General features: G+C 68.9%; 23 protein-coding genes. 16 read left to right on the top strand and 7 right to left on the bottom strand.

What is annotated here, in order from left to right; all coding sequences use genetic code 11:
• Positions 1 to 7: 7 nt before the first annotated feature.
• The gene (locus ACLIVD_RS17880; RefSeq protein WP_120659108.1) at positions 8 to 346 is read right to left on the bottom strand and encodes an MmcQ/YjbR family DNA-binding protein; all 339 of its coding nucleotides are present in this window, start codon (positions 344 to 346) and stop codon (positions 8 to 10) included.
• 58 nt (positions 347 to 404) lie between these two features.
• On the opposite strand from ACLIVD_RS17880, the gene rpe reads away from it, so the two are divergent.
• The 15 genes from rpe (at position 405) to ppc (ending at position 16,699) form a co-directional block, all read left to right on the top strand.
• Positions 405 to 1,088 (top strand): ribulose-phosphate 3-epimerase, encoded by a 684-nt coding sequence (gene rpe / locus ACLIVD_RS17885; protein ID WP_005241758.1) that lies wholly within the window; start codon positions 405 to 407, stop codon positions 1,086 to 1,088.
• Positions 1,089 to 1,117: 29 nt separating this feature from the next.
• Positions 1,118 to 2,170 carry a bifunctional diaminohydroxyphosphoribosylaminopyrimidine deaminase/5-amino-6-(5-phosphoribosylamino)uracil reductase RibD gene (gene ribD / locus ACLIVD_RS17890; RefSeq protein WP_283332544.1) on the top strand — a complete coding sequence of 351 codons (1,053 nt, stop codon included), beginning with the start codon at positions 1,118 to 1,120 and terminating at the stop codon, positions 2,168 to 2,170.
• Positions 2,171 to 2,181: 11 nt separating this feature from the next.
• Positions 2,182 to 2,790 carry a riboflavin synthase gene (locus ACLIVD_RS17895; RefSeq protein WP_105418502.1) on the top strand — a complete coding sequence of 203 codons (609 nt, stop codon included), beginning with the start codon at positions 2,182 to 2,184 and terminating at the stop codon, positions 2,788 to 2,790.
• Positions 2,791 to 2,870: 80 nt separating this feature from the next.
• Positions 2,871 to 4,124: a bifunctional 3,4-dihydroxy-2-butanone-4-phosphate synthase/GTP cyclohydrolase II gene (locus ACLIVD_RS17900; RefSeq protein ID WP_009480441.1), complete on the top strand. Its 1,254-nt coding sequence runs from the start codon at positions 2,871 to 2,873 to the stop codon at positions 4,122 to 4,124.
• On the top strand, positions 4,121 to 4,612 hold the full coding sequence (gene ribH, locus ACLIVD_RS17905) for a 6,7-dimethyl-8-ribityllumazine synthase (RefSeq protein ID WP_005241766.1): 492 nt from the start codon (positions 4,121 to 4,123) through the stop codon (positions 4,610 to 4,612). Before ACLIVD_RS17900 ends, ribH begins: the two co-directional genes overlap by 4 nt.
• Positions 4,613 to 4,625: 13 nt before the next feature.
• Entirely contained in the window at positions 4,626 to 5,078 is a 453-nt protein-coding gene (locus ACLIVD_RS17910) for a PH domain-containing protein (RefSeq protein WP_283332351.1), read from the top strand.
• A 68-nt stretch (positions 5,079 to 5,146) separates the two neighbouring features.
• Positions 5,147 to 7,330, top strand: a complete 2,184-nt coding sequence (gene uvrC / locus ACLIVD_RS17915; protein WP_491932814.1) for an excinuclease ABC subunit UvrC — start codon at positions 5,147 to 5,149, stop codon at positions 7,328 to 7,330.
• A gap of 44 nt (positions 7,331 to 7,374) precedes the next feature.
• Positions 7,375 to 8,241 (top strand): RNase adapter RapZ, encoded by an 867-nt coding sequence (rapZ, locus tag ACLIVD_RS17920; RefSeq protein ID WP_050787545.1) that lies wholly within the window; start codon positions 7,375 to 7,377, stop codon positions 8,239 to 8,241.
• Positions 8,238 to 9,263 carry a gluconeogenesis factor YvcK family protein gene (locus tag ACLIVD_RS17925; protein ID WP_283332353.1) on the top strand — a complete coding sequence of 342 codons (1,026 nt, stop codon included), beginning with the start codon at positions 8,238 to 8,240 and terminating at the stop codon, positions 9,261 to 9,263. Before rapZ ends, ACLIVD_RS17925 begins: the two co-directional genes overlap by 4 nt.
• A complete protein-coding gene (whiA, locus tag ACLIVD_RS17930) occupies positions 9,254 to 10,237 on the top strand; it encodes a DNA-binding protein WhiA (RefSeq protein ID WP_005262275.1) in 984 nt (327 codons plus the stop codon). Before ACLIVD_RS17925 ends, whiA begins: the two co-directional genes overlap by 10 nt.
• A gap of 262 nt (positions 10,238 to 10,499) precedes the next feature.
• On the top strand, positions 10,500 to 11,519 hold the full coding sequence (gene gap / locus ACLIVD_RS17935; RefSeq protein ID WP_005241784.1) for a type I glyceraldehyde-3-phosphate dehydrogenase: 1,020 nt from the start codon (positions 10,500 to 10,502) through the stop codon (positions 11,517 to 11,519).
• 17 nt (positions 11,520 to 11,536) lie between these two features.
• The gene (locus ACLIVD_RS17940; RefSeq protein WP_280782161.1) at positions 11,537 to 12,748 is read left to right on the top strand and encodes a phosphoglycerate kinase; all 1,212 of its coding nucleotides are present in this window, start codon (positions 11,537 to 11,539) and stop codon (positions 12,746 to 12,748) included.
• 3 nt (positions 12,749 to 12,751) lie between these two features.
• Positions 12,752 to 13,537, top strand: coding sequence for a triose-phosphate isomerase (gene tpiA / locus ACLIVD_RS17945; protein ID WP_172650665.1), 786 nt, complete (start codon positions 12,752 to 12,754; stop codon positions 13,535 to 13,537).
• Positions 13,538 to 13,662: 125 nt separating this feature from the next.
• Complete coding sequence (gene secG / locus ACLIVD_RS17950; RefSeq protein WP_005241788.1) at positions 13,663 to 13,896, top strand: preprotein translocase subunit SecG; 234 nt, start codon at positions 13,663 to 13,665, stop codon at positions 13,894 to 13,896.
• 46 nt (positions 13,897 to 13,942) lie between these two features.
• Positions 13,943 to 16,699: a phosphoenolpyruvate carboxylase gene (gene ppc / locus ACLIVD_RS17955; RefSeq protein ID WP_477956333.1), complete on the top strand. Its 2,757-nt coding sequence runs from the start codon at positions 13,943 to 13,945 to the stop codon at positions 16,697 to 16,699.
• A 321-nt stretch (positions 16,700 to 17,020) separates the two neighbouring features.
• Here ppc and pgl read toward each other — a convergent pair whose 3' ends face one another.
• From pgl to tkt, 5 genes are read right to left on the bottom strand one after another with little or no spacing between them, the layout of a single operon-like run.
• Positions 17,021 to 17,764 (bottom strand): 6-phosphogluconolactonase, encoded by a 744-nt coding sequence (pgl, locus tag ACLIVD_RS17960; RefSeq protein ID WP_005564790.1) that lies wholly within the window; start codon positions 17,762 to 17,764, stop codon positions 17,021 to 17,023.
• Positions 17,757 to 18,668: a glucose-6-phosphate dehydrogenase assembly protein OpcA gene (gene opcA, locus ACLIVD_RS17965; protein WP_009480448.1), complete on the bottom strand. Its 912-nt coding sequence runs from the start codon at positions 18,666 to 18,668 to the stop codon at positions 17,757 to 17,759. The genes pgl and opcA overlap by 8 nt, the downstream gene beginning before the upstream one ends.
• Complete coding sequence (gene zwf, locus ACLIVD_RS17970) at positions 18,669 to 20,213, bottom strand: glucose-6-phosphate dehydrogenase (RefSeq protein WP_054248525.1); 1,545 nt, start codon at positions 20,211 to 20,213, stop codon at positions 18,669 to 18,671.
• Positions 20,214 to 20,216: 3 nt separating this feature from the next.
• Positions 20,217 to 21,341, bottom strand: coding sequence for a transaldolase (gene tal / locus ACLIVD_RS17975; protein ID WP_283332355.1), 1,125 nt, complete (start codon positions 21,339 to 21,341; stop codon positions 20,217 to 20,219).
• Between the two features lie 6 nt (positions 21,342 to 21,347).
• Positions 21,348 to 23,456 carry a transketolase gene (gene tkt / locus ACLIVD_RS17980; protein ID WP_491932816.1) on the bottom strand — a complete coding sequence of 703 codons (2,109 nt, stop codon included), beginning with the start codon at positions 23,454 to 23,456 and terminating at the stop codon, positions 21,348 to 21,350.
• A 216-nt stretch (positions 23,457 to 23,672) separates the two neighbouring features.
• Between tkt and ACLIVD_RS17985 the strand changes: the two genes are divergently transcribed.
• The gene (locus tag ACLIVD_RS17985) at positions 23,673 to 24,656 is read left to right on the top strand and encodes a heme o synthase (RefSeq protein ID WP_280782156.1); all 984 of its coding nucleotides are present in this window, start codon (positions 23,673 to 23,675) and stop codon (positions 24,654 to 24,656) included.
• A gap of 59 nt (positions 24,657 to 24,715) precedes the next feature.
• Here ACLIVD_RS17985 and ACLIVD_RS17990 read toward each other — a convergent pair whose 3' ends face one another.
• Entirely contained in the window at positions 24,716 to 25,681 is a 966-nt protein-coding gene (locus ACLIVD_RS17990) for a quinone oxidoreductase family protein (protein ID WP_283332357.1), read from the bottom strand.
• Positions 25,682 to 25,701 lie beyond the last annotated feature (20 nt).

The following is a 25,701-nucleotide window of genomic DNA, read 5'->3' on the forward strand; positions in this document are numbered from 1 at the left end:
TTTCGCGTCAGGTCTGGTCGAACTGCTTACGCAGCTTCGCCGGTGCCTTGATCCGCCAGGCATCCTGCAGCAGTTCGGTCAGCTGCGGAACGTCGACGTTCTCGAGGTCGACGACGATCGAACCGTGACCGTCGTAGTGCGGAGTGGTATAGAACGGCGCGCCCTGGGCCAGCAGGGCCGCCTTCTCGTCGAGGTCGCACATCACCACCAGGCCCCCGTCCGACTCGGCCCGCAACCGGGCGAGCAGCTTGCCCGCCACCTTCAGGGCCGGGGTGCGATACGACGTGCTCTCCTGCACCTCCGGTAGTGACGCACCGATCGCCACGACGTCCGTCCAGGTCGGCATGAGCCCAGTATGGACCGCGGGACCCGGGCACGGCACGCGTACGACTAAACTGCGGCCCGTGGCAACCCCGATGATCGCACCGTCCATTCTGTCTGCCGATTTCGCGCGTCTCGCCGAGGAGGCGGACGCCGTCGCCGGTGCCGACTGGCTGCACGTCGACGTGATGGACGCACATTTCGTGCCCAACCTGACGCTCGGCCTTCCCGTCGTGCAGAGCCTGCTCGCGGCGACGGACATCCCGCTCGACTGCCATCTCATGATCGACGACCCCGGCCGCTGGGCGCCGCCCTACGCGGAGGCGGGTGCGCACAACGTCACCTTCCACGCGGAGGCGACCGACGACCCCCGGTCCGTGGCCCGGGACATCCGCGCCGCCGGCGCCAAGGCCGGTCTCAGCGTCAAGCCCGGCACGCCGATCGAGCCGTACCTCGAGATCCTGAAGGACTTCGACACGCTCCTCGTCATGAGCGTCGAGCCCGGCTTCGGTGGTCAGTCGTTCATCCCCGAGGTGCTGTCGAAGGCGAAGGCCGTCCGCCGGCTCGTCGACTCGGGTGAACTGAGACTGGTCGTGGAGATCGACGGCGGCATCAACGCCGACACCGTCGAGGCCGCTGCCGAGGCGGGCGTCGACTGCTTCGTCGCCGGGTCCGCCGTCTACGGCACGAGCGATCCCGCGGAGGCCGTGCGCGCCCTGCGCGCCAGCGCCGCCAAGGCGTCACCGCACCTGAGCCTGTCGCGGTAACGGCGCTCCGGCACAACGTGAACTCCCACGTGCGGCACGAGAATTCGGCGGCGGACCTCGACGCCGCGATGCAGATCGCCATCGGCGCCGCCGAGTCGGCGCGCGGATTCACCAGCCCCAATCCGGCGGTCGGCGCGGTGGTCCTCGACGCCGCGGGACGCATCGCCGGTGTCGGGATGACGCAGCCTCCCGGCGGTCCCCACGCAGAGGTCGTCGCACTGCGGGAGGCGGGGGACGCCGCCCGCGGCGGCACCGCCGTCGTCACGCTGGAACCGTGCAACCACCACGGCCGGACCGGGCCGTGTTCGCAGGCGCTCCTCGATGCCGGTGTGGTCGCGGTGCACTACGCGGTGGGTGATCCGAACCCCGAGGCCGCGGGCGGTGCGGAAACCCTCGTCTCGGCGGGTGTCGACGTGACGTCCGGGCTGCGGGCCCAGGACGTCGAACGCGGCCCGCTCCGCGCCTGGCTGCACCGGCAGCGCACCGGACGGCCGCACGTGACCTGGAAGTACGCGGCCACACTGGACGGGCGCAGCGCCGCCGCCGACGGCACCAGCCAGTGGATTACTGGTCCCGAGGCGAGGGAACGCGTCCATGCCGACCGGGCGAAACTGGACGCGATCGTGGTCGGCACCGGGACGGTGCTCGCCGACGACCCGCGGCTGACCGCCCGGATGCCCGACGGATCGCTCGCGGCGCACCAGCCGGTGCGCGTCGTCGTCGGACTCGGCGACATCCCGGCCGACGCCCGGGTCCTCGACGACTCCGCGCCCACCCTGCTGCTGCGCACGCACGACGTGGACGAGGTCCTCGCCGCACTCGCCGAGTACACCGATGTGCTGCTCGAGGGCGGGCCCCGGCTGGCGGGCGCATTCCTCGCCGCGGGCCGCGTCGACCGCATCCAGGCGTACCTCGCCCCGCTGGTCCTCGGCGCCGGCCCGTCCGCGGTCGCGGAGGCGGGAGTGCACACGATCGACGGCGCGCTGCGGTTCCGTCACGAGTCGGTCGAAACAATCGGCCCCGATCTGTTGTTGAGTCTGGTTCCAGCAGTGTCCGAAAACCCTGACAGCCCCCAAACGTAGGAGAAGCCACAGTGTTCACCGGGATCGTCGAAGAGTTGGGTGAGGTCGTCGCCAAGGAGGAACTGGCCGACGCCGCACGGTTCACCGTCCGTGGTCCGGTCGTGACTTCCGACGCGTCACACGGGGATTCGATCGCGGTGAACGGTGTGTGCCTGACCGTCGTCGAGGTGTTGGCCGACGGCTCCTTCACGGCCGACGTCATGCAGGAGACGCTGAACCGGTCGAGCCTGCAGAAGATCGACGTGGGCAGCCGCGTCAACCTCGAGCGGGCCGCCGCCCTGAACAGCCGCCTCGGCGGCCACCTCGTCCAGGGCCACGTGGACGGCACCGGGCACATCATCAGCCGCAGCCCTTCCGAGAACTGGGAGGTCGTGCGCATTGCGCTGCCCGACGCCATCTCCCGGTACGTCGTGGAGAAGGGCTCGATCACGGTCGACGGTGTGTCGCTTACGGTCTCGGCTCTCGGCGGGGAACGCGGCGACGAGTACTTCGAGATCTCGCTCATCCCGACCACGCTGCAACTGACCACGCTCGGGGCGGCGTCCGTCGGGACGCCCGTCAACCTCGAGGTCGACGTGATCGCGAAGTACGTGGAGCGGCTGCAAGCGGCCGGCCGCTGAGTCGTACTGTTGAGGAGCATCCCACGGATGCATCCGTTGTATTCGAAGATGCCTAAGTCAAGACTTTGGAGACCGAGCACGTGACCAGGTTCGACAGTATCGAGCGCGCCGTTGCGGACATCGCCGCAGGCAAGGCAGTCGTCGTCGTCGACGACGAGGACCGCGAGAACGAGGGAGACCTCATCTTCGCCGCGGAGAAGGCCACCCCCGAGTTGGTTGCCTTCATGGTTCGATACACGTCCGGGTATCTCTGTGTGCCGCTCGACGGCGCCGATTGCGACCGCCTCGGCCTGCCCCCGATGTACGCCACCAACCAGGACAAGCACGGCACCGCGTACACCGTGACCGTCGACGCCCGGGAGGGCATCGGCACCGGCATCTCCGCGTCCGACCGCGCCGCCACCATGCGGTTGCTGGCCGACCCGTCCAGCGGCGCCCAGGACTTCACCCGGCCCGGCCACGTGGTGCCGCTGCGCGCCAAGGAGGGCGGCGTGCTGCGCCGTCCCGGCCACACCGAGGCCGCCGTCGACCTCGCCCGGATGGCGGACCTGCGGCCTGCGGGTGTGATCTGCGAGATCGTCAGCCAGAAGGACGAGGGCCACATGGCCCAGACCGACGAGCTTAGGGTCTTCGCCGACGACCACAACCTCGCCCTGATCTCGATCGCCGACCTCATCGCGTGGCGCCGCAAGCACGAGAAGCACGTGGAGCGGGTCGCGTCCGCGCGCATCCCCACCCGGCACGGCGAGTTCACGGCTGTCGGCTACCGGAGCATCTACGACGACGTCGAGCACGTGGCGCTGGTCCGCGGCGACCTGCCCGGCCCGGACGGCGACGGCAGCGACGTGCTCGTGCGCGTGCACTCCGAATGCCTCACCGGCGACGTGTTCGGTTCGCTGCGCTGCGACTGCGGTCCCCAGCTCGACGCCGCCCTCGACATGGTCGCGCAAGAGGGGCGCGGTGTGGTCCTGTACATGCGCGGGCACGAGGGCCGGGGCATCGGGCTCATGCACAAGCTGCAGGCCTACCAGCTGCAGGACGCGGGTTCGGACACCGTCGACGCCAACCTCGAGCTCGGCCTGCCCGCCGACGCCCGCGACTACGGCATCGGCGCGCAGATCCTCGTGGATCTGGGCATCTCCTCGATGCGGCTGCTCACCAACAACCCGGCCAAGCGGGTCGGCCTCGACGGCTACGGGCTGCAGATCACCGAGCGGGTGTCGATGCCGCTGCGGGCGAACGCCGAGAACCTGACGTACCTGCGCACGAAGCGCGACCGCATGGGCCACGACCTGATCGGGCTCGACGACTTCGAAGCGGGAGAAATGCTGTGAGCGGTGAGGGATTGCCGGAGCTGCAACTCGGTGAGGCGGGCGACCTCCGGCTCGCCATCGTCGCCGGCAGCTGGCACGCCGAGATCTCCGAGGCGCTGATCGCCGGCGCGCAACGGGTGGCGGCCGAGGCGAACGTGAAGAACGTCACCCTGGTCCGGGTCGCCGGTGCCATTGAGCTTCCGGTGGTGGCGCAGGCCCTGGCCCGCACCCACGACGCCGTCGTCGCGCTCGGTGTCGTGATCCGCGGCGGGACGCCGCACTTCGAATACGTCTGCGACGCCGTGACGGCCGGTCTGACCCGGGTCTCGCTGGACGAGAGCACCCCGGTCGGGAACGGTGTGCTCACCACGGACACCGAGCAGCAGGCCGTCGACCGCAGTGGCCTGCCCGGCTCCGTCGAGGACAAGGGCGGTCAGGCGTGTGCGGCCGCGCTGGACACCGCTGTCACGTTGGCGCGACTGCGCCGCGCCGAGGAGTCGTTCGTATGATCCGGATCCATCCATGACCACTCCCGAATCCGAGTGGACACTCGTCGCGACGCCACGCAAGTCGCGTCGATACGCGATCGGTGTGGCGGTCCTTCTCGTCGTCGTGCATGTGACGTTCGCAATCCTGCTGCGCGGAGATTCGACGGGCGTGTACTTCCGGCTCGCCGACCAGCTGGCGTTCGCGGGCATCGGCTGCCTCCTTGCGGCAGCCGTCCTGCTGCTGACCCGGCCCCGGTTGCGGGTCGGGCCCAACGGCATCGCCGTGCGCAACGTGCTCGGGGAGCGCATCGTCGACTGGGACCTGTACGAGGGGCTGTCTTTCCCGGACGGCGCGGCGTGGGCCCGGATCGAGCTGCCCGACGACGAATACCTGGCCGTGATGGCCATCCAGTCGAACGATCGCGAGTACGCCGTGGACGCCGTCGACCGCTTCCGCGCACTCGCGTCGGAGTACGCACCGTCCTGAACCGGGGGTCGGCCCTCCGTGACGTCGCGGATGCGGGGTTGGTCGGTGGCGCCGACTAACGTGGAGGGGTGCCCGATCCTTCGACATATCGCCCCGCGACCGGAACGATTCCGGTCGACCCGGGGGTGTACAAGTTCCGCGATCCGCACGGCCGGGTCATCTATGTCGGGAAGGCGAAGAGTCTTCGATCACGGCTGAATTCCTATTTCGCCGACGTCTCGACGCTGCACCCGCGCACCCGCCAGATGGTGACCACGGCCGGCAGCGTCGAGTGGACCGTGGTGAGCACCGAGGTCGAGGCTCTCCAGCTCGAGTACAACTGGATCAAGGAATTCGATCCCCGGTTCAACGTCCGTTACCGCGACGACAAGACGTACCCGGTTCTCGCGGTCACCCTGAACGAGGAGTACCCCCGGCTGTTCGTCTACCGCGGGCCCAGACGCAAGGGTGTCCGCTACTTCGGTCCCTACTCGCACGCGTGGGCCATCCGCGAAACCCTCGACCTGCTGCTGCGGGTGTTTCCCGCTCGCACCTGCTCGGCCGGGGTGTTCAAGCGTCACAACCAGATCGGCCGTCCCTGCCTGCTCGGCTACATCGACAAGTGCTCCGCGCCGTGCGTCGGACGCGTGTCCGCGGCCGAACACCGCAAGATCGTCGAAGACTTCTGCGACTTCCTGTCGGGACGCACCGACAAGCTGGTCCGGCAGCTCGAGGCCAGGATGCAGGAGGCGTCGGAAGAACTCGACTTCGAAACGGCGGCGCGGTTGCGCGACGACGTGGGCGCGTTGCGGCGCGCGCTCGAGAAGCAGGCCGTCGTGCTCGGTGACGGCACCGACGCCGACGTCGCCGCGTTCGCGACCGACGAGCTCGAGGCCGCGGTGCAGGTGTTCCACGTCCGGGGTGGCCGCGTGCGCGGTCAGCGCGGTTGGGTGGTCGAGAAGGCGGGTGACGTCATCGACTGGGCCAGCGTCGATTCCGAGGCGGGATCGGACCTGCCGCTGCTCGTCGAGCAGTTCCTCACCCAGTTCTACGGTGAGCAGGCGGCGCTGTCGGGCGCGACCGACCAGGAGGCCGGCACCAGCGGCGTGCCGCGGGAGGTCCTGGTGCCCGTGCTGCCGCCCGACGCCGAACAGGTGCAGGAGTGGCTCAGCGGTCTCCGCGGATCCGCGGTCCGCCTCCGCGTGCCGCAGCGCGGCGACAAGAAGGCTCTCGCCGAGACCGTGCAGCGCAACGCGATGGAGGCGCTGCAACAGCACAAGCTGCGCCGCGCCGGCGACTTCACGTCCCGGTCGGCGGCCCTGCAGGGCATCCAGGAGGCCCTCGACCTGGATTCGGCGCCCCTGCGGATCGAATGCGTCGACATCAGCCACGTGCAGGGCACCGACGTGGTGGCCTCCCTCGTCGTCTTCGAGGACGGCCTGCCCCGCAAGTCCGACTACCGCCACTACGCGATCAAGGAGGCGGCGGGCGACGGCCGCTCCGACGACGTCGCCAGCATCGCCGAGGTCACCCGCCGGCGGTTCCTCCGGCACAACCGCGACGTCGGGGTGCTGCGTGCCGAAGCGGCCGGGGCGGACGCCGACCAGGTGTCGGGCGGGGACGGCGGCGACCTGGCCCCGGAGGCGGCGATCGATCCGCAGACCGGCAGGCCGCGGCGGTTCGCGTACCCACCGAACCTGTTCGTCGTGGACGGCGGAGCCCCGCAGGTGGCCGCGGCCTCGGCGGTCCTCGACGAACTGGGCATCACCGACGTCGCCGTGATCGGGCTGGCCAAACGGCTCGAGGAGGTGTGGGTGCCGGGGGAGGAGGACCCGGTCATTCTCCCCCGCACGAGCGAGTCGCTGTACCTGCTGCAGCGGGTACGCGACGAGGCGCACCGCTTCGCGATCACGTTCCACCGCAGCAAGCGGTCCCGCCGGATGACGGCGTCCGCACTCGACTCGGTCCGCGGGCTCGGCGAGACCCGGCGCAAGGCCCTGGTGACGCACTTCGGTTCCGTCGCCCGCCTCAAGCAGGCCTCCGTCGAGGAGATCACGGCGGTGCCGGGCATCGGAACGGCCACGGCGAAAGCGGTACTCACCGCTCTCGGGGCGGAGGAACCGTCTGCGGACGTCGCGGGAGTGGGGGATGATGAACCAGATCGGAACGGGCCGGGCACGGCAGAACGGAACGGCGCGGACATTCCCCGCGAACCGGTAGAACAGCACGGCCCGGCAGCACAGAGCGCTTCGCAACGGACAGGTGTCGAGTGAACGAGCAGCACGCGCAGAGTGACCGTCCATCCACGGTCCGGCCGATGGACTTCCTACTCGTCACCGGGCTCTCCGGGGCGGGTCTGCAGACGGCGGCGAAGGTCCTCGAGGACCTCGGGTGGTACGTCGCGGACAATCTTCCCCCGGAACTGATTTCCCGGATGGTGGATCTGAGCCTGGAATCCGATTCGCGGCTCGAGCGGCTCGCCGTCGTCATCGACGTGCGCAGCCGGTTGTTCACCGGCGACCTCGGCTGGGTCCTCACCGAACTGGAGAGCAAACCCGTGCACACGCGGGTGCTGTACCTCGACGCGTCGGACGAGGTCCTGGTGCGCCGTTTCGAACAGGTGCGCCGAAGTCACCCGCTGTCGGGGGGAGGCGCCGAGGGCACCTTGTCGGAGGGCATCGCCGCCGAGCGCGATCAGCTCGCGAAGGTGAAGGCCGCCGCGGATCTGGTGATCGACACGTCGTCCCTGGCGGCGCACCAGTTGCGGCAGAAGATCGAGGACGCGTTCGGCGACGCCGAGAACCGGACCATGCAGGTAACAGTCCAGTCGTTCGGTTTCAAGTACGGTCTTCCGATGGACGCCGATCTCGTCTGCGACGTCCGTTTCCTGCCCAACCCGCACTGGATTCCGGAGTTGCGTCCGCACACCGGGCAGAGCGAGGACGTGCGGGACTACGTGTTGTCGCAGGACGGTGCCGAGGACTATCTGGCCACATATCACCACCTGCTGGATCTGACGATCGCGGGATATCGTCGGGAGGGGAAGCGCTACATGACCATCGCGGTGGGGTGCACCGGAGGGAAACATCGGAGTGTCGCGATGTCGGAGGCCTTGGCGAGCCGACTCGGAAAGGACTCCGGGCTGAACGTGCGTGTCGTCCATCGTGATCTGGGGCGCGAATGAGGCCGGTCCATCAGCCGCCTGCGATCGTCGCGCTCGGCGGGGGCCACGGGCTGTTCGCCACCCTCAGCGCCGCGCGCCGGCTCAGCCGTGACGTCACGGCCGTCGTCACCGTCGCGGACGACGGCGGATCCTCGGGACGGCTGCGCGCCGAACTGGGTGTCATCCCGCCGGGGGACCTGCGGATGGCGCTCGCCGCACTCGCCGCGGACGACCCCGAGGTGCAGGGCTGGACGGACACCATCCAGCACCGCTTCGGTGGAATCGGCGCCCTCGCCGGCCACTCGGTGGGCAATCTCATCCTGGCCGGCCTCACCGAAGTGCTCGGCGACCCCGTCGCGGCGCTGGACGAACTCGCCCGGTTGCTGCGGATCAACGGGCGCGTGCTGCCGATGTCGCCGATCGCCCTGGACATCGAGGCCGACGTGCAGGGCCTCGAAGCGGACCCTCGGGTCAGCCGCTGCATCCGCGGTCAGGTCGCGGTCGCGACCACCCCCGGCAAGGTGCGGCGTGTGCGACTGCTGCCGGCGAATCCGCCCGCCTGCCCGGACGCGGTCCGGGCGATCGACGTCGCCGACATGGTCGTCCTCGGCCCGGGGTCGTGGTTCTCCAGCGTCATCCCACACGTCCTCGTGCCGGAACTGCTCGACACGCTGATCGCCACCGCCGCGCGGAAGGTGCTGGTGCTCAACCTGGCTCCGGAGCCGGGCGAGACCGCAGGATTCTCCACCGAGCGTCATCTGCACGTACTGTCCCAACACGCGCCCGAACTCACCGTCGACTTCGTCGTGGTCGATTCGGGTTCGGTTCCACCGGGGCGCGAGCGCGAGCACCTCGCCCGCGCCGCCGGACAGTTCCAGGCACGCGTCGTGTACGCCGACGTGTCGGAGCACGGCACCCACACGCACCATGCAGGAAAACTTGCGTCCGTTCTCGAACAGCTCTGGAGCGACCCCGATGCGGGGTCTCGGGGGAGCGAAGTGGCCGAGACACCAGAGGAAAGGGAGAGCGCTTCGTGGCAATGACAGCAGAGGTCAAAGACGAACTCAGTCGTCTCGTCGTCACTCATGTGAGTTGCCGGAAGGCCGAGGTCTCGTCGCTGCTGCGGTTCGCCGGGGGATTGCACATCGTCGGCGGCCGGGTCGTGGTCGAGGCGGAAGTGGATCTGGGGTCCACGGCCCGCCGGTTGCGCCGCGAGATCTTCGACCTGTTCACCTACAGCGCCGACGTCCACGTCCTCAGTGCCGGCGGGCTGCGCAAGTCGTCCCGGTACATCGTGCGGGTCGCGAAGGAGGGCGAGGCCCTCGCCCGCCAGACCGGTCTCCTGGACCTGCGGGGACGCCCCGTGCGCGGGCTTCCAGCACAGGTGGTCGGTGGCAGCGTCGCCGACGCGGAAGCCGCGTGGCGCGGCGCGTTCCTGGCGCACGGTTCGCTGACCGAGCCGGGCCGGTCGTCGGCGCTCGAAGTCAGCTGCCCCGGCCCGGAGGCGGCGCTCGCGCTCGTCGGGGCGGCGCGCAGGCTGGGCATCTCCGCGAAGGCGCGTGAGGTCCGCGGCACCGACCGGGTGGTGATCCGCGACGGCGAGGCCATCGGCGCGCTGCTCACCCGGATGGGCGCCCAGGACACCCGCCTCGTGTGGGAGGAACGCCGCATGCGCCGGGAGGTCCGGGCGACCGCCAACCGGCTCGCCAACTTCGATGACGCCAACCTGCGCCGGTCCGCGCGGGCGGCCGTCGCGGCCGCGGCCCGCGTCGAACGGGCCCTCGACATCCTGGGTGACGAGGTGCCCGACCATCTGGCGGCGGCCGGTCACCTCCGGGTGGAGCACCGGCAGGCGTCCCTCGAGGAACTCGGCCAGCTCGCCGACCCGCCGATGACGAAGGACGCCGTGGCCGGGCGCATTCGGCGGTTGCTGTCGATGGCGGATCGCAAGGCCAAGGAAACCGGCATCCCCGACACCGAGTCGGCCGTCACCGCAGATCTTCTCGACGACGCCTGACCGTCGTCGGCGGTCGCCTCCCACCACCCCCACTCCCGGACGAACGGGACGCTCGTTGCGTCAGATCGGACGAGCGTCCCGTTCGTTCGGGTCGGGGCGGCCCGGAAAGGGTGCCCGGAGGTGACTGCGCGCGCGCGTGCCGCGCGCACTAGGGTTAGAGCCACATCGACCGATGAAACCTCGCGCCGACCACCCGTCGGTGGTGTCGTAGCGGCGCGGGAGCAGAGCTGCACAACCAGAATCATGCGCAAAGGAGCAGATTGTGACTGTCCGGGTAGGCGTAAACGGTTTCGGCCGTATCGGACGTAACTTCTTCAGGGCGGTGGATGCGCAGAAGGCGCTCGGAACCACCGACATCGAGATTGTGGCGGTCAACGACCTCACGGACAACGCTACGCTGGCGCATCTCCTGAAGTACGACTCCATCCTGGGTCGTCTCCCGCACGACGTCTCGCTCGAGGGTGAAGACACCATCGTCGTCGGAAACCAGAAGATCAAGGCACTCGCCATCAAGGAAGGCCCCGCGGCGCTTCCCTGGGGTGACCTGGGCGTCGACGTCGTCGTCGAGTCCACCGGCATCTTCACCGACGCAGCCAAGGCGAAGGGCCACCTCGAGGCCGGCGCCAAGAAGGTCATCATCTCCGCCCCGGCCAAGGGCGAGGACATCACCATCGTGATGGGCGTCAACGACGACAAGTACGACGGCAGCCAGAACATCATCTCCAACGCCTCGTGCACCACCAACTGCCTCGGCCCCATCGCCAAGGTGCTCGACGACGAGTTCGGCATCGTCAAGGGCCTCATGACCACGGTCCACGCCTACACCCAGGACCAGAACCTGCAGGACGGCCCGCACAGCGACCTGCGTCGCGCCCGCGCCGCCGCGCTGAACGTGGTCCCCACCGGCACCGGTGCCGCCAAGGCCATCGGCCTGGTCCTCCCGCAGCTTCTCGGCAAGCTGGACGGCTACGCGCTGCGTGTCCCGATCCCCACGGGCTCGGTCACCGACCTCACCGCGAACCTGAAGAAGTCGGCCAGCGTCGAGGACATCAACGCCGCGATGAAGGCTGCCGCCGAGGGACCGCTCAAGGGCATCCTGAAGTACACGGACGCCCCGATCGTGTCGTCGGACATCGTCACCGACCCGCACAGCTCGATTTTCGACTCCGGCCTCACCAAGGTCATCGACGATCAGGCCAAGATCGTGTCCTGGTACGACAACGAGTGGGGTTACTCCAACCGTCTGGCCGACCTCATCGGTCTCGTCGCCAAGTCTCTCTGAGCGAAGGTTCGGTAACAGTGGCAGTTCAGACTCTCGACGACCTGCTGAGCGCTGGGGTCGAGGGGCGCGCCGTGCTGGTGCGCTCCGACCTCAACGTTCCGCTCGACGGTGACCGGATCACCGATCCCGGACGCATCATCGCTTCCGCGCCGACGCTGAAAGCGTTGGCGGAGGCGGGCGCCAAGGTCATCGTCACCGCCCATCTGGGTCGCCCCAAGGGCGAGCCCGACCCGCAGTACTCCCTCGCACCGGTGGCGGTGAAGCTCGCCGAGGTGCTGGGACGCAACGTCCAGCTCGCCGGCGACGTCGTCGGGCAGGACGCTCTGGCACGTGCCGAGGGGCTCACGGACGGCGATGTTCTCCTGCTGGAGAACATCCGTTTCGATCCGCGGGAGACCAGCAAGGACGAGGCCGAGCGGACGAAGCTCGCCAAGGCCCTGGTCGAACTCGTCGGCGACGACGGCGCGTTCGTGTCCGACGGATTCGGTGTCGTCCACCGCGCGCAGGCGTCGGTGTACGAGGTGGCCAAGCTGCTCCCGCATTACGCGGGCAGGCTCGTCGAATCCGAGATCAAGGTGCTCGGCAAGCTCACCGAGGAGCCCGAGCGGCCGTACGCGGTCGTGCTGGGTGGGTCCAAGGTGTCGGACAAGCTCGCGGTGATCGAGGCGCTGGCCCCCAAGGTCGACACCCTCGTCATCGGTGGCGGCATGTACTACACGTTCCTGGCGGCGCAGGGCGTGTCGGTCGGCAACTCGCTGTGCGAGGAGTCGATGATCGACACATGCAAGGCGCTGCTCGAGCAGTACGCCGACGTGATCCACATCCCGCAGGACGTGGTCATCGCCGATTCGTTCTCGGCGGACGCCGAGTCGAAGATCGTTTCGGTGCTCGAGATCCCGGACGGCTGGATGGGCCTCGACATCGGACCGCAGTCGGTTCGCCGGTTCGCGGCGATCCTGACCAGCGCGAAAACCGTCTTCTGGAACGGCCCGATGGGCGTGTTCGAGTTCGAGAAGTTCGCCGCGGGCACCAAGGGTGTCGCCGAGGCGATCATCGAGGCCACCGGGAAGGGCGCGTACAGCGTCGTCGGTGGCGGTGACTCCGCCGCGGCGGTCCGCCAGCTCGGTCTGCCCGAGGACGGGTTCTCGCACATCTCCACCGGCGGCGGCGCCTCCCTCGAGTACCTCGAGGGCAAGGAACTCCCCGGCATCGCAGTTCTGGAGGGCTGAGGCATGGCACGGAAGCCGCTGATCGCCGGCAACTGGAAGATGAATCTGAACCATCTCGAGGCCATCGCGCTGGTTCAGAAGATCGCCTTCTCGCTCCCGGCGAAGTACTTCGACAAGGTCGACGTGACGGTGATCCCGCCGTTCACCGACATCCGCAGCGTGCAGACCCTCGTCGAGGGCGACAAGCTCCTGCTCACCTACGGTGCGCAGGACGTGTCGGCCCACGATTCGGGTGCGTACACCGGCGAGATCAGCGGCTCCATGCTGGCCAAGCTGGGCTGCACGTTCGTCGTCGTCGGGCACTCGGAGCGCCGGACCCTGCACTGCGAGGACAACGACACCGTGCTGGCCAAGACCAAGGCCGCGCTGAAGAACGGGATCACCCCGATCGTCTGCATCGGTGAGGGCCTCGACGTCCGCGAGGCCGGCGAGCACGTGTCCTACAACGTCGAGCAGTTGCGGGGCTCGCTCGCCGGACTGTCCGCCGAGGACATCGCGAAGGTCGTCATCGCGTACGAGCCGGTGTGGGCCATCGGAACCGGCCGCGTGGCCAGTGCCGCGGACGCGCAGGAAGTCTGCGCCGCGATCCGCGCCACGCTCGGTGAGCTGGCCTCGCCGGACGTCGCGTCCGGTGTCCGCGTTCTCTACGGCGGCAGCGTCAACGCGAAGAACGTCGGCGAGATCGTCGGTCAGACGGATGTGGACGGCGCCCTCGTGGGCGGCGCCTCACTGAAGGCCGACGAGTTCGCGACGCTGTCGGCGATCGCCGCGGGCGGACCTCTGCCGTAAGGCGCCGTCGGTGCCCGTGCGCCTTTCCGGTACCTACAGCTACCGGAAAGGCGCACGGGCGCGGAGCGCCTGTAGGGTGTACGAGGTCGTTGTTGTTCCTACTGGATGGGTGGACGTAGACAGACATGGAACTGTTCCTGGATATCCTGCTGGTGGTCACCAGCTTGCTGCTGATTCTGCTGGTGCTGCTGCACCGCGGTAAGGGCGGCGGTCTGTCCAGCCTGTTCGGCGGCGGCGTCCAGTCGAGCCTGTCCGGTTCCACCGTGGTCGAGAAGAACCTCGACCGCCTCACCGTCTTCACCGGCCTGATCTGGCTGATCGCGATCATCGGCATCGGCCTGGAGATCAAGTTCGGCTGATCGGCTTCATCATGCAGACGGGCCGTCACCGGTCGATACTGGATGAATGATCGAAACCCCACGTGAGGCCACTGAACCACTCCGCGAAGACATTCGGCTCCTGGGCGGCATCCTCGGTCAGATAGTGCGGGAACAGGCCGGGGACAGCGTCTTCGACCTCGTCGAGAAGGCCAGGGTCGAATCGTTCCGGGTTCGTCGTTCCGAGATCGACCGCGCAGATCTGGCGGACATGTTCACCCAGGTGTCCACGAGCGACACCATTCCCGTCATCCGGGCCTTCAGCCACTTCGCCCTGCTGGCCAATCTCGCCGAGGACATCCACCGCGAACGCCGGCGTGCCGTCCACGTCGCCGCCGGTGAACCCGCCCCCGACAGCACCCTGACCGCCACGTTCGCCAAACTCGACGCTGCGCACCTCGACAGCACCGTCGTCGCGGACGCATTGCGCGGGGCGCTCGTGTCGCCGGTCATCACCGCCCATCCCACCGAGACCCGCCGCCGGACGGTGTTCGAAACCCAGTCCCGGATCACGGAACTGATGCGCTACCGCGAGCGCACCGCCCTGACCGAGACCGAGACGGCCGACGTCGACGTCCGGCTGCGGCGGCAGATCCTCACCCTGTGGCAGACCGCACTGATCCGGTTGTCGCGGTTGCGGATCCAGGACGAGATCGAGGTCGGCCTGCGGTACTACGACGCGGCACTGTTCGAGGTCGTCCCGAAGATCAACGCCGAACTGCGCGGCGCCCTGCGATCGCGGTGGCCGGACGCGGATCTGGGCCGGGAACCGATACTGCGCCCCGGCTCGTGGATCGGCGGAGACCGCGACGGCAACCCGTACGTCACCGACGAGGTGGTCCGGCAGGCCACCACCCGTGCCGCGGCCACCGCCCTCGAACACCACCTCGGGGAACTCGAGACGCTCGAGCGCGAACTGTCCATGTCGGCTCGCCTCGTCACCGTCACCCCCGCGCTCGACCTCCTGGCCGCGGCGTCGCAGGACGATTCCCCGTTCCGCGCCGACGAGCCCTACCGGCGTGCGATTCGGGGTATCCGGGGGCGTCTCACGGCCACCGCGCACCGCATTCTGGGTGAGGCACCCGACCACGGGCTCGACCTCGGGCTCGCACCCTACGACACCCCGCGGCAGATGCTCGACGAACTCGACGTCGTCGACGACTCCCTGCGGCGCGGCGGCGACGGCACCATCGCCGACGACGGGCTGGCGAACCTGCGGGACTCGGTGGAGGTGTTCGGTTTCCACCTCTCCGGACTGGACATGCGGCAGAACTCGGACGTCCACGAGACCGTCGTCGCCGAGCTGCTGGCATGGGCGGGCGTGCACGCCGACTACCCGTCGCTGTCCGAGGACGAGCGGGTGGAGTTGCTGTCGGCGGAGCTGTCCACCCGGCGCCCACTGACCACCGCGAACGCGGAGTTCAGTGAGCTGACCGCGAAGGAGCTTGCCATCCTCCAGGCAGGCGCCGACGCGGTCCGGACACTCGGTGCGGGCGCCGTGCCCAACTACATCATCAGCATGTGCACCTCCGTCAGCGACATGCTCGAGGCCGCGGTGCTGCTGAAGGAGGTGGGTCTGCTCGATCCCGGATCGGGGGAGGCGCCGTCCTGTCCGGTGGGCATCGTGCCGCTGTTCGAGACGATCGAGGACCTGCAGCAGGGTGCCGCCACCCTCGAGGCCACCCTGGAGGTGCCGATCTACCGGGCCCTGGTGACGTCGCGCGGCGACTCGCAGGAAGTGATGCTCGGGTACTCCGATTCCAACAAGGACGGCGGCTACCTGGCGGCCAACTGGGCGCTGTACCGCGCGGAGCTGGATCTGGTGGACGCTGCCCGCAAGACGGGAATCCGGTTGCGGCTCTTCCACGGTCGCGGCGGCACCGTGGGTCGCGGCGGCGGACCCAGCTACGAGGCGATCCTCGCGCAACCGCCCGGCGCGGTGGCCGGGTCGCTGCGGATCACCGAACAGGGCGAGGTGATCGCCGCCAAGTACGCGGAACCTCGCCTCGCGCAACGCAACCTGGAAACGCTGCTCGCCGCGACCCTCGAGGCCACCCTGCTCGACGTCGAGGGCCTCGGCGACGACGCCGAACCGGCGTACCGCATCCTCGACGAGCTCGCTGCGCTGGCCCGCCGCGCCTACGGCGAATTGGTGCACGAGACACCCGGATTCGTGGAGTACTTCGAGATGTCGACTCCGGTCGCGGAGATCGGGGCCCTCAACATCGGCAGCCGCCCGGCCTCACGGAAGCAGACCACGTCCATCTCCGACCTCCGGGCGATCCCGTGGGTGCTGTCGTGGAGTCAGTCCCGGGTCATGCTGCCCGGGTGGTACGGCACGGGTGCGGCGTTCGAGGAATGGACGCAGGGCGACCCCGAGCGGGTGGCCACGCTGTCCCGCCTGTACGAGAAGTGGCCGTTCTTCCGGACCGTGCTGTCGAACCTGGCGATGGTGATGTCGAAGTCCGACATGGGTCTCGCCGCCCGCTACGCGGAACTTGTTCCCGACGAGGAACTCCGCCGACGGGTGTTCGGCAAGATCGCCGAGGAACACGAGCGGACCATCCGGATGTACAAGGCGATCACCGGGAACGACACCCTGTTCGCCGACAACCCCGGTCTGGAGAGGTCGGTGCACAACCGGTTCCCGTACCTCGAGCCCCTCAACCACCTGCAGGTGGAACTGCTGCGCCGCTACCGGGCCGGGGACGACAGTGATCAGACGCGCCGCGGCATCCAGCTCACGATGAACGGGCTGGCGACCGCGCTGCGCAACAGCGGGTAGCCGGACGGGTTCCTTCGCCCCGCGAGAACTGCGTGAACTTTCTTGCGGGGCGGGGGAACCGAACCGTCCGTCGCTGCGTCAAAACGGGAAAGAGCACGAACGTTTCCGAGACGAATTGGGGCGACGGATGAGGCGCTGCGCGGGCAACCCTGACCATTGGCGCGGGGGAATCGGACGGCGGGGGGCGAGCACGGCAAGCCCCCGTCGTGCCGGTCGGATCGTCACCGAATGCCGGGTCACCCGGTCACCGGTCGAGCGGGACCCTCGGTCGCCCGCCGGGTTACCGGCGGACGACGACGAGGACCCCGTCGGATGAGAGCGTCAGTTCGGCAGCCGGGACGCGGCCGACGTGTCGAGCAGCCACCGGGTCGCGGACAGCCCGCGGGCCCCGGACGCCGGGATCTCGACGGGGGGAGCGCCCGCGATGGCGGCGGCGACGGCCTCGGCCTTCGCGTCACCCGACACGACCAGCCACACCTCGTCGGCGTGCCGGACGGCGGGCAGGGTCAGCGTGACCCGCACCGGCGGCGGCTTGGGGGAGTCCGTCACCGCGACGACGAACCGGTGCTCCTCGCGGACCGCGTCGGTGTCGGGGAACAGCGAATTGACGTGTCCCTCACCGCCCATGCCGAGCAGGTGGACGTCGAAGACCGGGACCTGCTTGCCGCCGGCATGCGCCCCGAGTACCTGCGCGTACGCGACGGCGGCCGCCTCCGGATCGTTCTCGTAGATGCCGTCCGCGACGGGCATGGTGTGCACCCGGTCGGGATCGACGTCGACGTGGTCGAGCAGCGCGGCCCGCGCCTGCACGTCGTTGCGTTCCGGGTCGCCGGCAGGCAGGAAGCGTTCGTCGCCCCAGAAGATGTCGATCGCACGCCAGTCGATGTCGCCCGGATTCTCCCGGACCTTCTCGAGCAGGCCGATCCCGGTGCCGCCGCCGGTGAGGACCACCGACGCCGTGCCGCGGTCCTTCTGTGCGGCGACGACGGTGTCGACGAACCGCTCCGCGGCCTTCGTCACCAGCGTGTCGGTGTCGGGGTGGACCTCTACGTGGATGTCACTCATACGTCACCTTCGTCAGCCCGGCGAGTGCGGTCTCGTAGACCTCGTCGGGGTCGAGTCTGCGTAGTTCTTCGGCCAGGCACTCGCTCGTTTCCCGCCTGCGGAGCGCGACCCGCGCATCGGGCTTGCCGGTGCGTGACAGCGTCGCCGTGGTACCCGTCTGGGGGCGGCTGATGGTCAACGCACCACCGTCGGCGAAGTTGATCTCCACGAACAACGGGCCGACCCGCCGGGTGACCGGGACGTCGACGCGGCTCGCCAACCACCCCGCGATCATGTCGACGGCGGGTTCGTCCACCAGTCCGGACACCACCGCCGACGTGATCGGCGAGTGCGGCGGCTGGTCGACGGCCGAGGTCAGGAGCGCACGCCAGTAGGTGATGCGACTCCAGGCCAGGTCCGAGTCACCGGACGAGTACGACGCCAGGCGGCTCTTGATCTCCGCGGCTGGATCCGCGCGATCGGTCGCGTCGGTGATCCGCCGGATCGCGAGCTTGCCCACCGGATCCTCGGCGGGAACCTCCGGGGCGGTCTCCGGCCACCACACGACCACGGGAGTGTCGGGGAGGAGGAACGGCACCACCACGCTGCTCTCGTGGTCGGCGAGTTCGCCGAAGAGGCGGAGCACGACGACCTCCGACGCGCCGGCGTCGCCGCCGACGCGGATCTGCGCATCCAGGCGGGGTTCCGCGTCACGGGACCCCCAGGCGACGACGATGACGCGGCACGGATGCTCCCGGCTCGCCTCGTTGGCGGCGTCGATGATGTCCTCCGAGTACTCACTGTCGCGGGTGCACACCACCAGCGTGAGTACTCGTCCCAGGGTCACCGCGCCGCCCGTCTTGCGCAGCTCCACCAGTTTCTTGTTGACCTGTCCGGTGGTGGTCGCGGGAATGTCGGTGATCATCTACGGCCTTCTCCATTCGCGACCGGTGCGGTGCATCATTTCGTCTGCCGACGGCGGGCCCCACGTGCCGGCCTCGTACGGTTCCGGCCTGCCGTCCGCGGCCCAGTGCTCGAGCACGGGGTCGAGGATTTCCCAGGACAGTTCCACCTCGGCGTTCACGGGGAACAGCGAGGGCTCACCGAGGAGCACGTCGAGGATGAGGCGCTCATACGCCTCGGGCGACGACTCCGTGAACGCCTGACCGTAGCTGAAGTCCATGTTGACGTCGCGGACTTCCATGCTCGACCCCGGCACCTTGGACCCGAACCTCATGGTCACACCCTCGTCCGGCTGCACCCGGATGACGAGGGCGTTCTGCCCCAGTTCCTCGGTCATGGTCTGATCGAACGGCAGATGCGGTGCGCGCTTGAAGATCACGGCGATCTCGGTGACCCGACGTCCGAGCCGCTTCCCGGTGCGGAGGTAGAACGGCACCCCCGCCCAGCGGCGGGTGTCGACCTCGAGGGTGATGGCCGCGAACGTCTCCGTGGTCGAGTCCTTCGAGAACCCTTCCTCCTCCAGCAGTCCGACCACCCGGGTACCGCCCTGCCAGCCGCCCGCGTACTGGCCGCGCGCGGTGGTCTCGTCGAGCGGCTGGGCGAGCCTGGTGGCGGAGAGCACCTTGATCTTCTCCGCCTGCAACTCGGACGGTTCGAAGCTGATCGGCTCCTCCATCGCGGTGAACGCGAGGAGTTGCAGCAGGTGATTCTGGATGACGTCGCGTGCCGCCCCGATGCCGTCGTAGTACCCGGCGCGTCCACCGAGACCGATGTCCTCGGCCATGGTGATCTGGACGTGATCCACGTAGTGGGCGTTCCAGATCGGATCGAACAACTGGTTCGCGAAGCGCAACGCCAGGATGTTCTGGACGGTTTCCTTGCCGAGGTAGTGGTCGATCCGGAAGACCGTGTCCTCCGGGAAGACCTCGTTCACGACCGCGTTGAGCTCACGTGCGCTCTCGAGGTCGTGACCGAACGGCTTCTCGATGACCACCCGACGCCACTGGTCGTCGTTCGACTGCGCGAGACCGGCCTCGGACAGCTGCTTCAGGACGACCGGGAACGCGTCCGGCGGAATCGCGAGATAGAACCCGTGATTGCCGCCGGTCCCGCGTTCGCGTTCCAGCGTCCCGAGAGTGTTGGCCAGTTCCTGGAAGGCTGCCGGGTCGTCGAAGGTGCCCTTGACGAAACGCAGGCCCTCCGACAGTCGCTCCCAGACGTCCTCCCGGAACGGGGTGCGGGAATGGTCGCGGACGGCATCGTGGACGATCTTGCCGAAGTCCTCGTCCGACCAATCCCTGCGGGCGAACCCGACGAGAGCGAACCCGGGCGGCAGCAGACCACGATTGGCCAGGTCGTAGATGGCGGGCATCAACTTGCGCCGGGCCAGGTCGCCGGTGACACCGAAGATCACCAGCGCACACGGCCCGGCGATGCGTGGTAGGCGCTTGTCCCTACCGTCGCGGAGTGGATTGACCCAATCGTCTGACGCTGCGGGCTCGCTCACGTATCAGCTCTTCTGCCCTGCTGCGCGCAACTGCTCCGCGGTGGCCTCCAGGAGCTCGGTCCAGGACACCTCGAACTTGTCGACGCCCTCGTCCTCGAGGACCTTGAACACGTCGGTGAGATCGATGCCGACGGCGCTGAGCTTGTCGAACACCTCTTGCGACTCGACCGCGGTGCCGGAGACGGTGTCGCCGGCGACCTCACCGTGATCGGCGAACGCGTCGAGAGTCTTCTCGGGCATCGTGTTCACGGTGTTCGGAGCCACCAGTTCGGAGACGTACAGGGTGTCGGGGTAATCGGGGTTCTTGACTCCGGTCGACGCCCACAGCGGGCGCTGCGGGCGGGCACCGTCAGGCAGCAGACCCTGGAACCGCGGCTGCACCTCGAAGATCTGCTGGTACGCGGCGTACGCGAGGCGGGCGTTGGCGAGCGCCGCCTTGCCGCGCAGCGCGAGAGCGTCGGGGGTGCCGATCTTGTCGAGCCGCTTGTCGATCTCGGTGTCGACGCGGGAGACGAAGAACGAGGCCACCGAGTGGATGCGGGACAGGTCGTGACCGGCTGCCTTCGCGGCCTCGAGGCCGTCCAGGTAGGCGCCCATGACGAGTTCGTAGCGTTCCACGGAGAAGATCAGCGTGACGTTGACGCTGATGCCCTCGCCGAGCACCTTGGCGATGGCTGGGATACCGGCCTCGGTGGCCGGGATCTTGATGAACAGGTTGGGGCGGTCGACGATCTTCCACAGTTCGACGGCCTGCGCGACCGTCTTGTCGGCGTCGTGCGCGAGGCGCGGGTCGACCTCGATGGACACCCGGCCGTCGACGCCGTGGCTTGCCTCGAACTGCGGGGCGAGGACGTCGCAGGCGGCGCGGACGTCGTCGGTGGTCACCGTGCGGATGGTGGCCTCGACGTCGGCACCGCGCTCGGCGAGCTCGCGGACCTGGGCGTCGTAGACGTGGCCCTTGCTCAGTGCGGCCTGGAAGATCGACGGGTTGGTGGTGACACCGACGACGGACTTGGTCGCGACGAGCTCGGCGAGGTTGCCGGACTCGATGCGGTCACGGGAGAGGTCGTCGAGCCACACCGACACGCCTGCTTCGGAGAGCTTCTGGAGGTTGGGGTTCTGAGTCATGGCGGTCTATCCCTTCACGCGTGCGAGTGAGCGCTGTGCGGCGGCGGTGACGGCTTCGGCGGTGAAACCGAACTCGCGGAACAGGGTCTTGTAGTCGGCGGACGCGCCGAAGTGCTCGATGGAGACGATTTCGCCTGCGTCGCCGACGAAGCGGTACCAGGGCATGGAGATGCCGGCTTCGACGGAGACCCGAGCCTTGACCGTCGGGGGGAGGACACCGTCGCGGTAGGCCTGGTCCTGGGCGTCGAACCATTCGACGCAGGGCATGGACACCACCCGGGTGGGGATGCCGTCGGCCTCGAGGGTCTCGCGGGCGGCGACGGCGAGCTGTAGCTCGGACCCGGTGCCGATGAGCACGACCTCCGGTGCCCCGGTGGAGGCGTCGGCGAGGACGTAGCCGCCGCGGGAGACACCCTCGTAGCTGGTGCCCTCGAGGACGGGCAGGTCCTGGCGGGTCAGGGCGAGGCCGGCGGGAGCGCGGGTGGCTTCGTCGGCGCCCTTCTCGAGGACGGCGCGCCAGGCGTGGGAGGTCTCGTTGGCGTCGCCGGGCCGCACGACGTACAGGCCGGGGATCGCGCGCAGCGCGGCGAGGTGCTCGATCGGCTGGTGGGTGGGCCCGTCCTCACCGAGTCCGATGGAGTCGTGCGTCCACACGTAGGTGACCGGGGTCTTCATGATCGCGGCGAGCCGCACGGCGGGACGCATGTAGTCGCTGAAGACGAGGAAGGTGCCGCCGTAGGGGCGGGTCGGTCCGTGCAGCGCGATGCCGTTGAGGATCGAGCCCATGGCGTGTTCGCGGACCCCGAAGTGCAGGGTGCGGCCGTAGGGCTGGGCCGTCCACATCCGGGTGGAGATGGCCTCGGGACCGAAGGAGTCGGCACCCTTGATGGTGGTGTTGTTGCTCTCGGCGAGGTCGGCGGAGCCGCCCCACAGTTCGGGGAGCACCGGTCCGACGGCGTTCAGAACGGCGGCGGACGCCTTGCGGGTCGCGACGCCCTTGGGATCCGGCTCCCAGGTGGGGAGCACGTCGGCCCAGCCGGCGGGAAGATCGCGGCCGATCAGACGGTCGAGGAGCTTCTTGCCCTCGGGGGCGCGCTGCGTCCACTCGTCGTACTGGGCCTGCCACTCCTTGTGTGCCTGCGCGCCGCGCTCGACGACCTTGCGGGTGTGGGCGATGACCTCCTCGGCGACCTCGAACGTCTTGTCCGGATCGAAGCCGAGAGCCTTCTTCACGGCCGCGACCTCGTCGGCACCGAGGGCGGCGCCGTGCGCCGCTCCCGTGTTCATCTTGGTCGGGGCGGGGAAGCCGATGATCGTGCGGAGCAGGATCAGCGACGGCTTGTCGGTGACCTCGCGGGCCTTGTTCAGGGCCTCTTCGATGGCGACGACGTTCTCGCCACCCTCGACGATCTGCACGTGCCAGCCGTACGCCTCGTAGCGGGCGGCGGTGTCCTCCGACAGCGCGATGGCGGTGTCGTCCTCGATGGAGATCTTGTTGTCGTCGTAGATCAGCGTGAGGTTGCCGAGCTGCTGCACTCCGGCGATGGAGGAGGCCTCGGAGGTGACGCCTTCCTCGATGTCGCCGTCGGAGGCGATGACGTAGATGTGGTGGTCGAACGGGCTGTCGCCGAGGGCGGGCTCGGGGTCGAAGAGGCCGCGCTCACGGCGGGCGGCCATCGCCATGCCCACCGCGGAGGCGAGGCCCTGACCGAGCGGTCCGGTGGTGATCTCGACACCGCGGGTGTGGCCGTGTTCGGGGTGGCCGGGGGTCTTCGAGCCCCAGGTGCGCAGCGCCTCCAGGTCGTCGAGTTCGAGACCGTAGCCGGCGAGGTACAGCTGGATGTAAAGGGTGAGGCTGGAGTGCCCGCAGGACAGCACGAACCGGTCGCGGCCGATCCAGTCGGCGTCGGTGGGATCGTGGCGCATGACGCGCTGGAAGAGGGTGTAGGCGAGGGGGGCCAGGCTCATGGCCGTGCCGGGGTGGCCGTTCCCGACCTTCTGCACCGCGTCCGCGGCGAGCACCCGGATGGTGTCGACGGCCTTGGTGTCCAGGTCGGTCCAGTCGGCGGGGTGAACCGGTTGCGTGAGGACGTGGATGTCGTCTGTGATCGACACGGGCAGAAGTCTCCTGACATGGGTGAACGTGGAGCCTGAGGATGCGTGGGCCTCTTGTGCGACTCCAGCCTAGTGTGCGGTCGTATCCGGGTCGATTCGGTTCGCGCATTGCGGCGGTCTACCATCGTTTGTAGTAGACGGCCGGCCGTCGCGAAGGACTTCGGGAGCAGTCGCCGGCATTCGGATGTGGAATTACGCGTGGTGCGAGGAGAGAACGTGCGGACAGGGCATCAGCCGAGCGGACACGGCTTCGGCAGCCCCAGCCCCGCCCCCCGCGCGACCGACACCGGTACGGTGCTGGGTCGCGTCACGGGCAAGGTCCTGGCCTACATCGCATTGACCAAGCCGCGGGTGATCGAGCTGCTGCTGGTCGCCACCATCCCCGCGATGCTGCTGGCGGACCGCGGCAACGTCGACATCGCGCTGATCCTCAGCACGCTGTTCGGCGGATGGATGGGCGCGGCGAGCGCGAACTCGCTCAACTGCGTCGTCGACGCCGACATCGACAAGGTCATGAAACGCACCGCCCGCCGGCCGCTGGCCCGCGACGCGGTGCCGACGTCCCACGCGTTCGTGTTCGGCATGACTCTCGGTGTCGCGTCGTTCCTGTGGCTGTGGTGGCGGGCCAACCTGCTCGCCGGCTGCCTGGTCGTCCTGACCATCGCGTTCTACGTGCTCGTGTACACGATGGTGCTCAAACGCCGGACCTGGCAGAACGTGGTCTGGGGCGGCGCCGCGGGCTGCATGCCCGTCATGGTCGGCTGGTCGGCGGTCACCGGGTCGCTGAGCTGGCAGCCCATCGTGCTGTTCCTGGTCATCTTCTTCTGGACGCCGCCGCACACGTGGGCCCTCGCCATGCGGTACAAGGAGGACTACAAGGCGGCCGGTGTCCCGATGCTGCCGGTGATCGCCACCGAGGAGCACGTCACCAAGCAGATCCTGCTGTACAGCTGGGCGATGGTGATCACGTCCCTCGCGCTCGTCCCCGCCGCGGGCGTCGTCTATGCCGCCGTGACCCTCGTCGCGGGCGCCTGGTTCCTGCTGATGGCCCACCAGCTGTACCGCAGCGTCCGCGGCGGAGCGGCCGTGAAACCGCTCCGCCTGTTCCTGCAGTCCAACAACTATCTGGCCATCGTCTTCGTCGGTCTCGCCGTCGACTCCGTGCTCGGACTGCAGACCGTCGGCAGCCTGCTGAGCTGACCTTCCGCGTCAGGTCCTCAGTTGACGCTCCGCGTCAGGGCCTGAGTTGACGCTCCGCGTCAGGGAACCAGCACGATCGATCCCGTCGTCGCACGCGCCTCGAGGTCGCGGTGCGCGTCCTCGGCCCGCTCGAGCGGGTACTCCGCGCCCACCCGGACCGTCAGCGAACCGTCGGCCAGGGCGGAGAACACGTCTCCCGCCCGCCACGTCAGTTCCTCACGGTTGCGGATGTGGTGCGCGAGTGTCGGCCGGGTGAGGAACACCGAACCGGCCGGGTTCAGCCGTTGCGGATCGAACGGCGGCACCGGGCCACTGGCCGCACCGAACAACGCGACCGTCCCACGGATCCGCACCGACGCGAGACTGGCCTCGAACGTGGACGCGCCGACACCGTCGTAGGCGGCTGCGACGCCTTCGCCGTCGGTCAGTTCACGCACCCGGGCGGCGACGTCGTCGTCGTATCGCAGCACCTCGTGTGCGCCGGCGTCACGGGACAATTGTTCCTTGGCGTCGGAGGACACGGTGGTGATCACCCGCGCGCCCAGCGTGGTCGCCATCTGGGTCAGCAGCAGACCGACTCCGCCCGCTCCGGCGTGGACGAGGACGGTGTCGCCGGACTGGATCGGGTAGGTCGAGTGGGCCAGGTAGTGGGCGGTCATTCCCTGCAGCAGAGCGGAAGCGGCCTGCGGGGCGGGCACGGAGTCGGGGACGGTGATCGCGGCCGCCGCGGGGACGACCACCTTCTCGGCGTAACTGCCGGGGGCGGAGCACCACGCCACCCGGTCACCGGGAGCGATACCGGTCACGTCGCCGCCGACGGCCTCCACGACTCCGGAGCCCTCGTCTCCGGGAATGTAGGGCAACGGCCGCGGGTACAGCCCCGTCCGGAAGTAGGTGTCGATGAAGTTGATGCCGATCGCCTCGGTGCGAACCAGAAGATCCGTCGCTCCGATCCGGGGTTCGGGAACCTCCGCCGGTTCGAGGACGTCGGGACCACCGAGACGGGAAACCTGTATAGCGCGCATGGATTCAGTTCTACACGGCG

Source organism: Rhodococcus sp. G6(2025) (assembly GCF_058628105.1).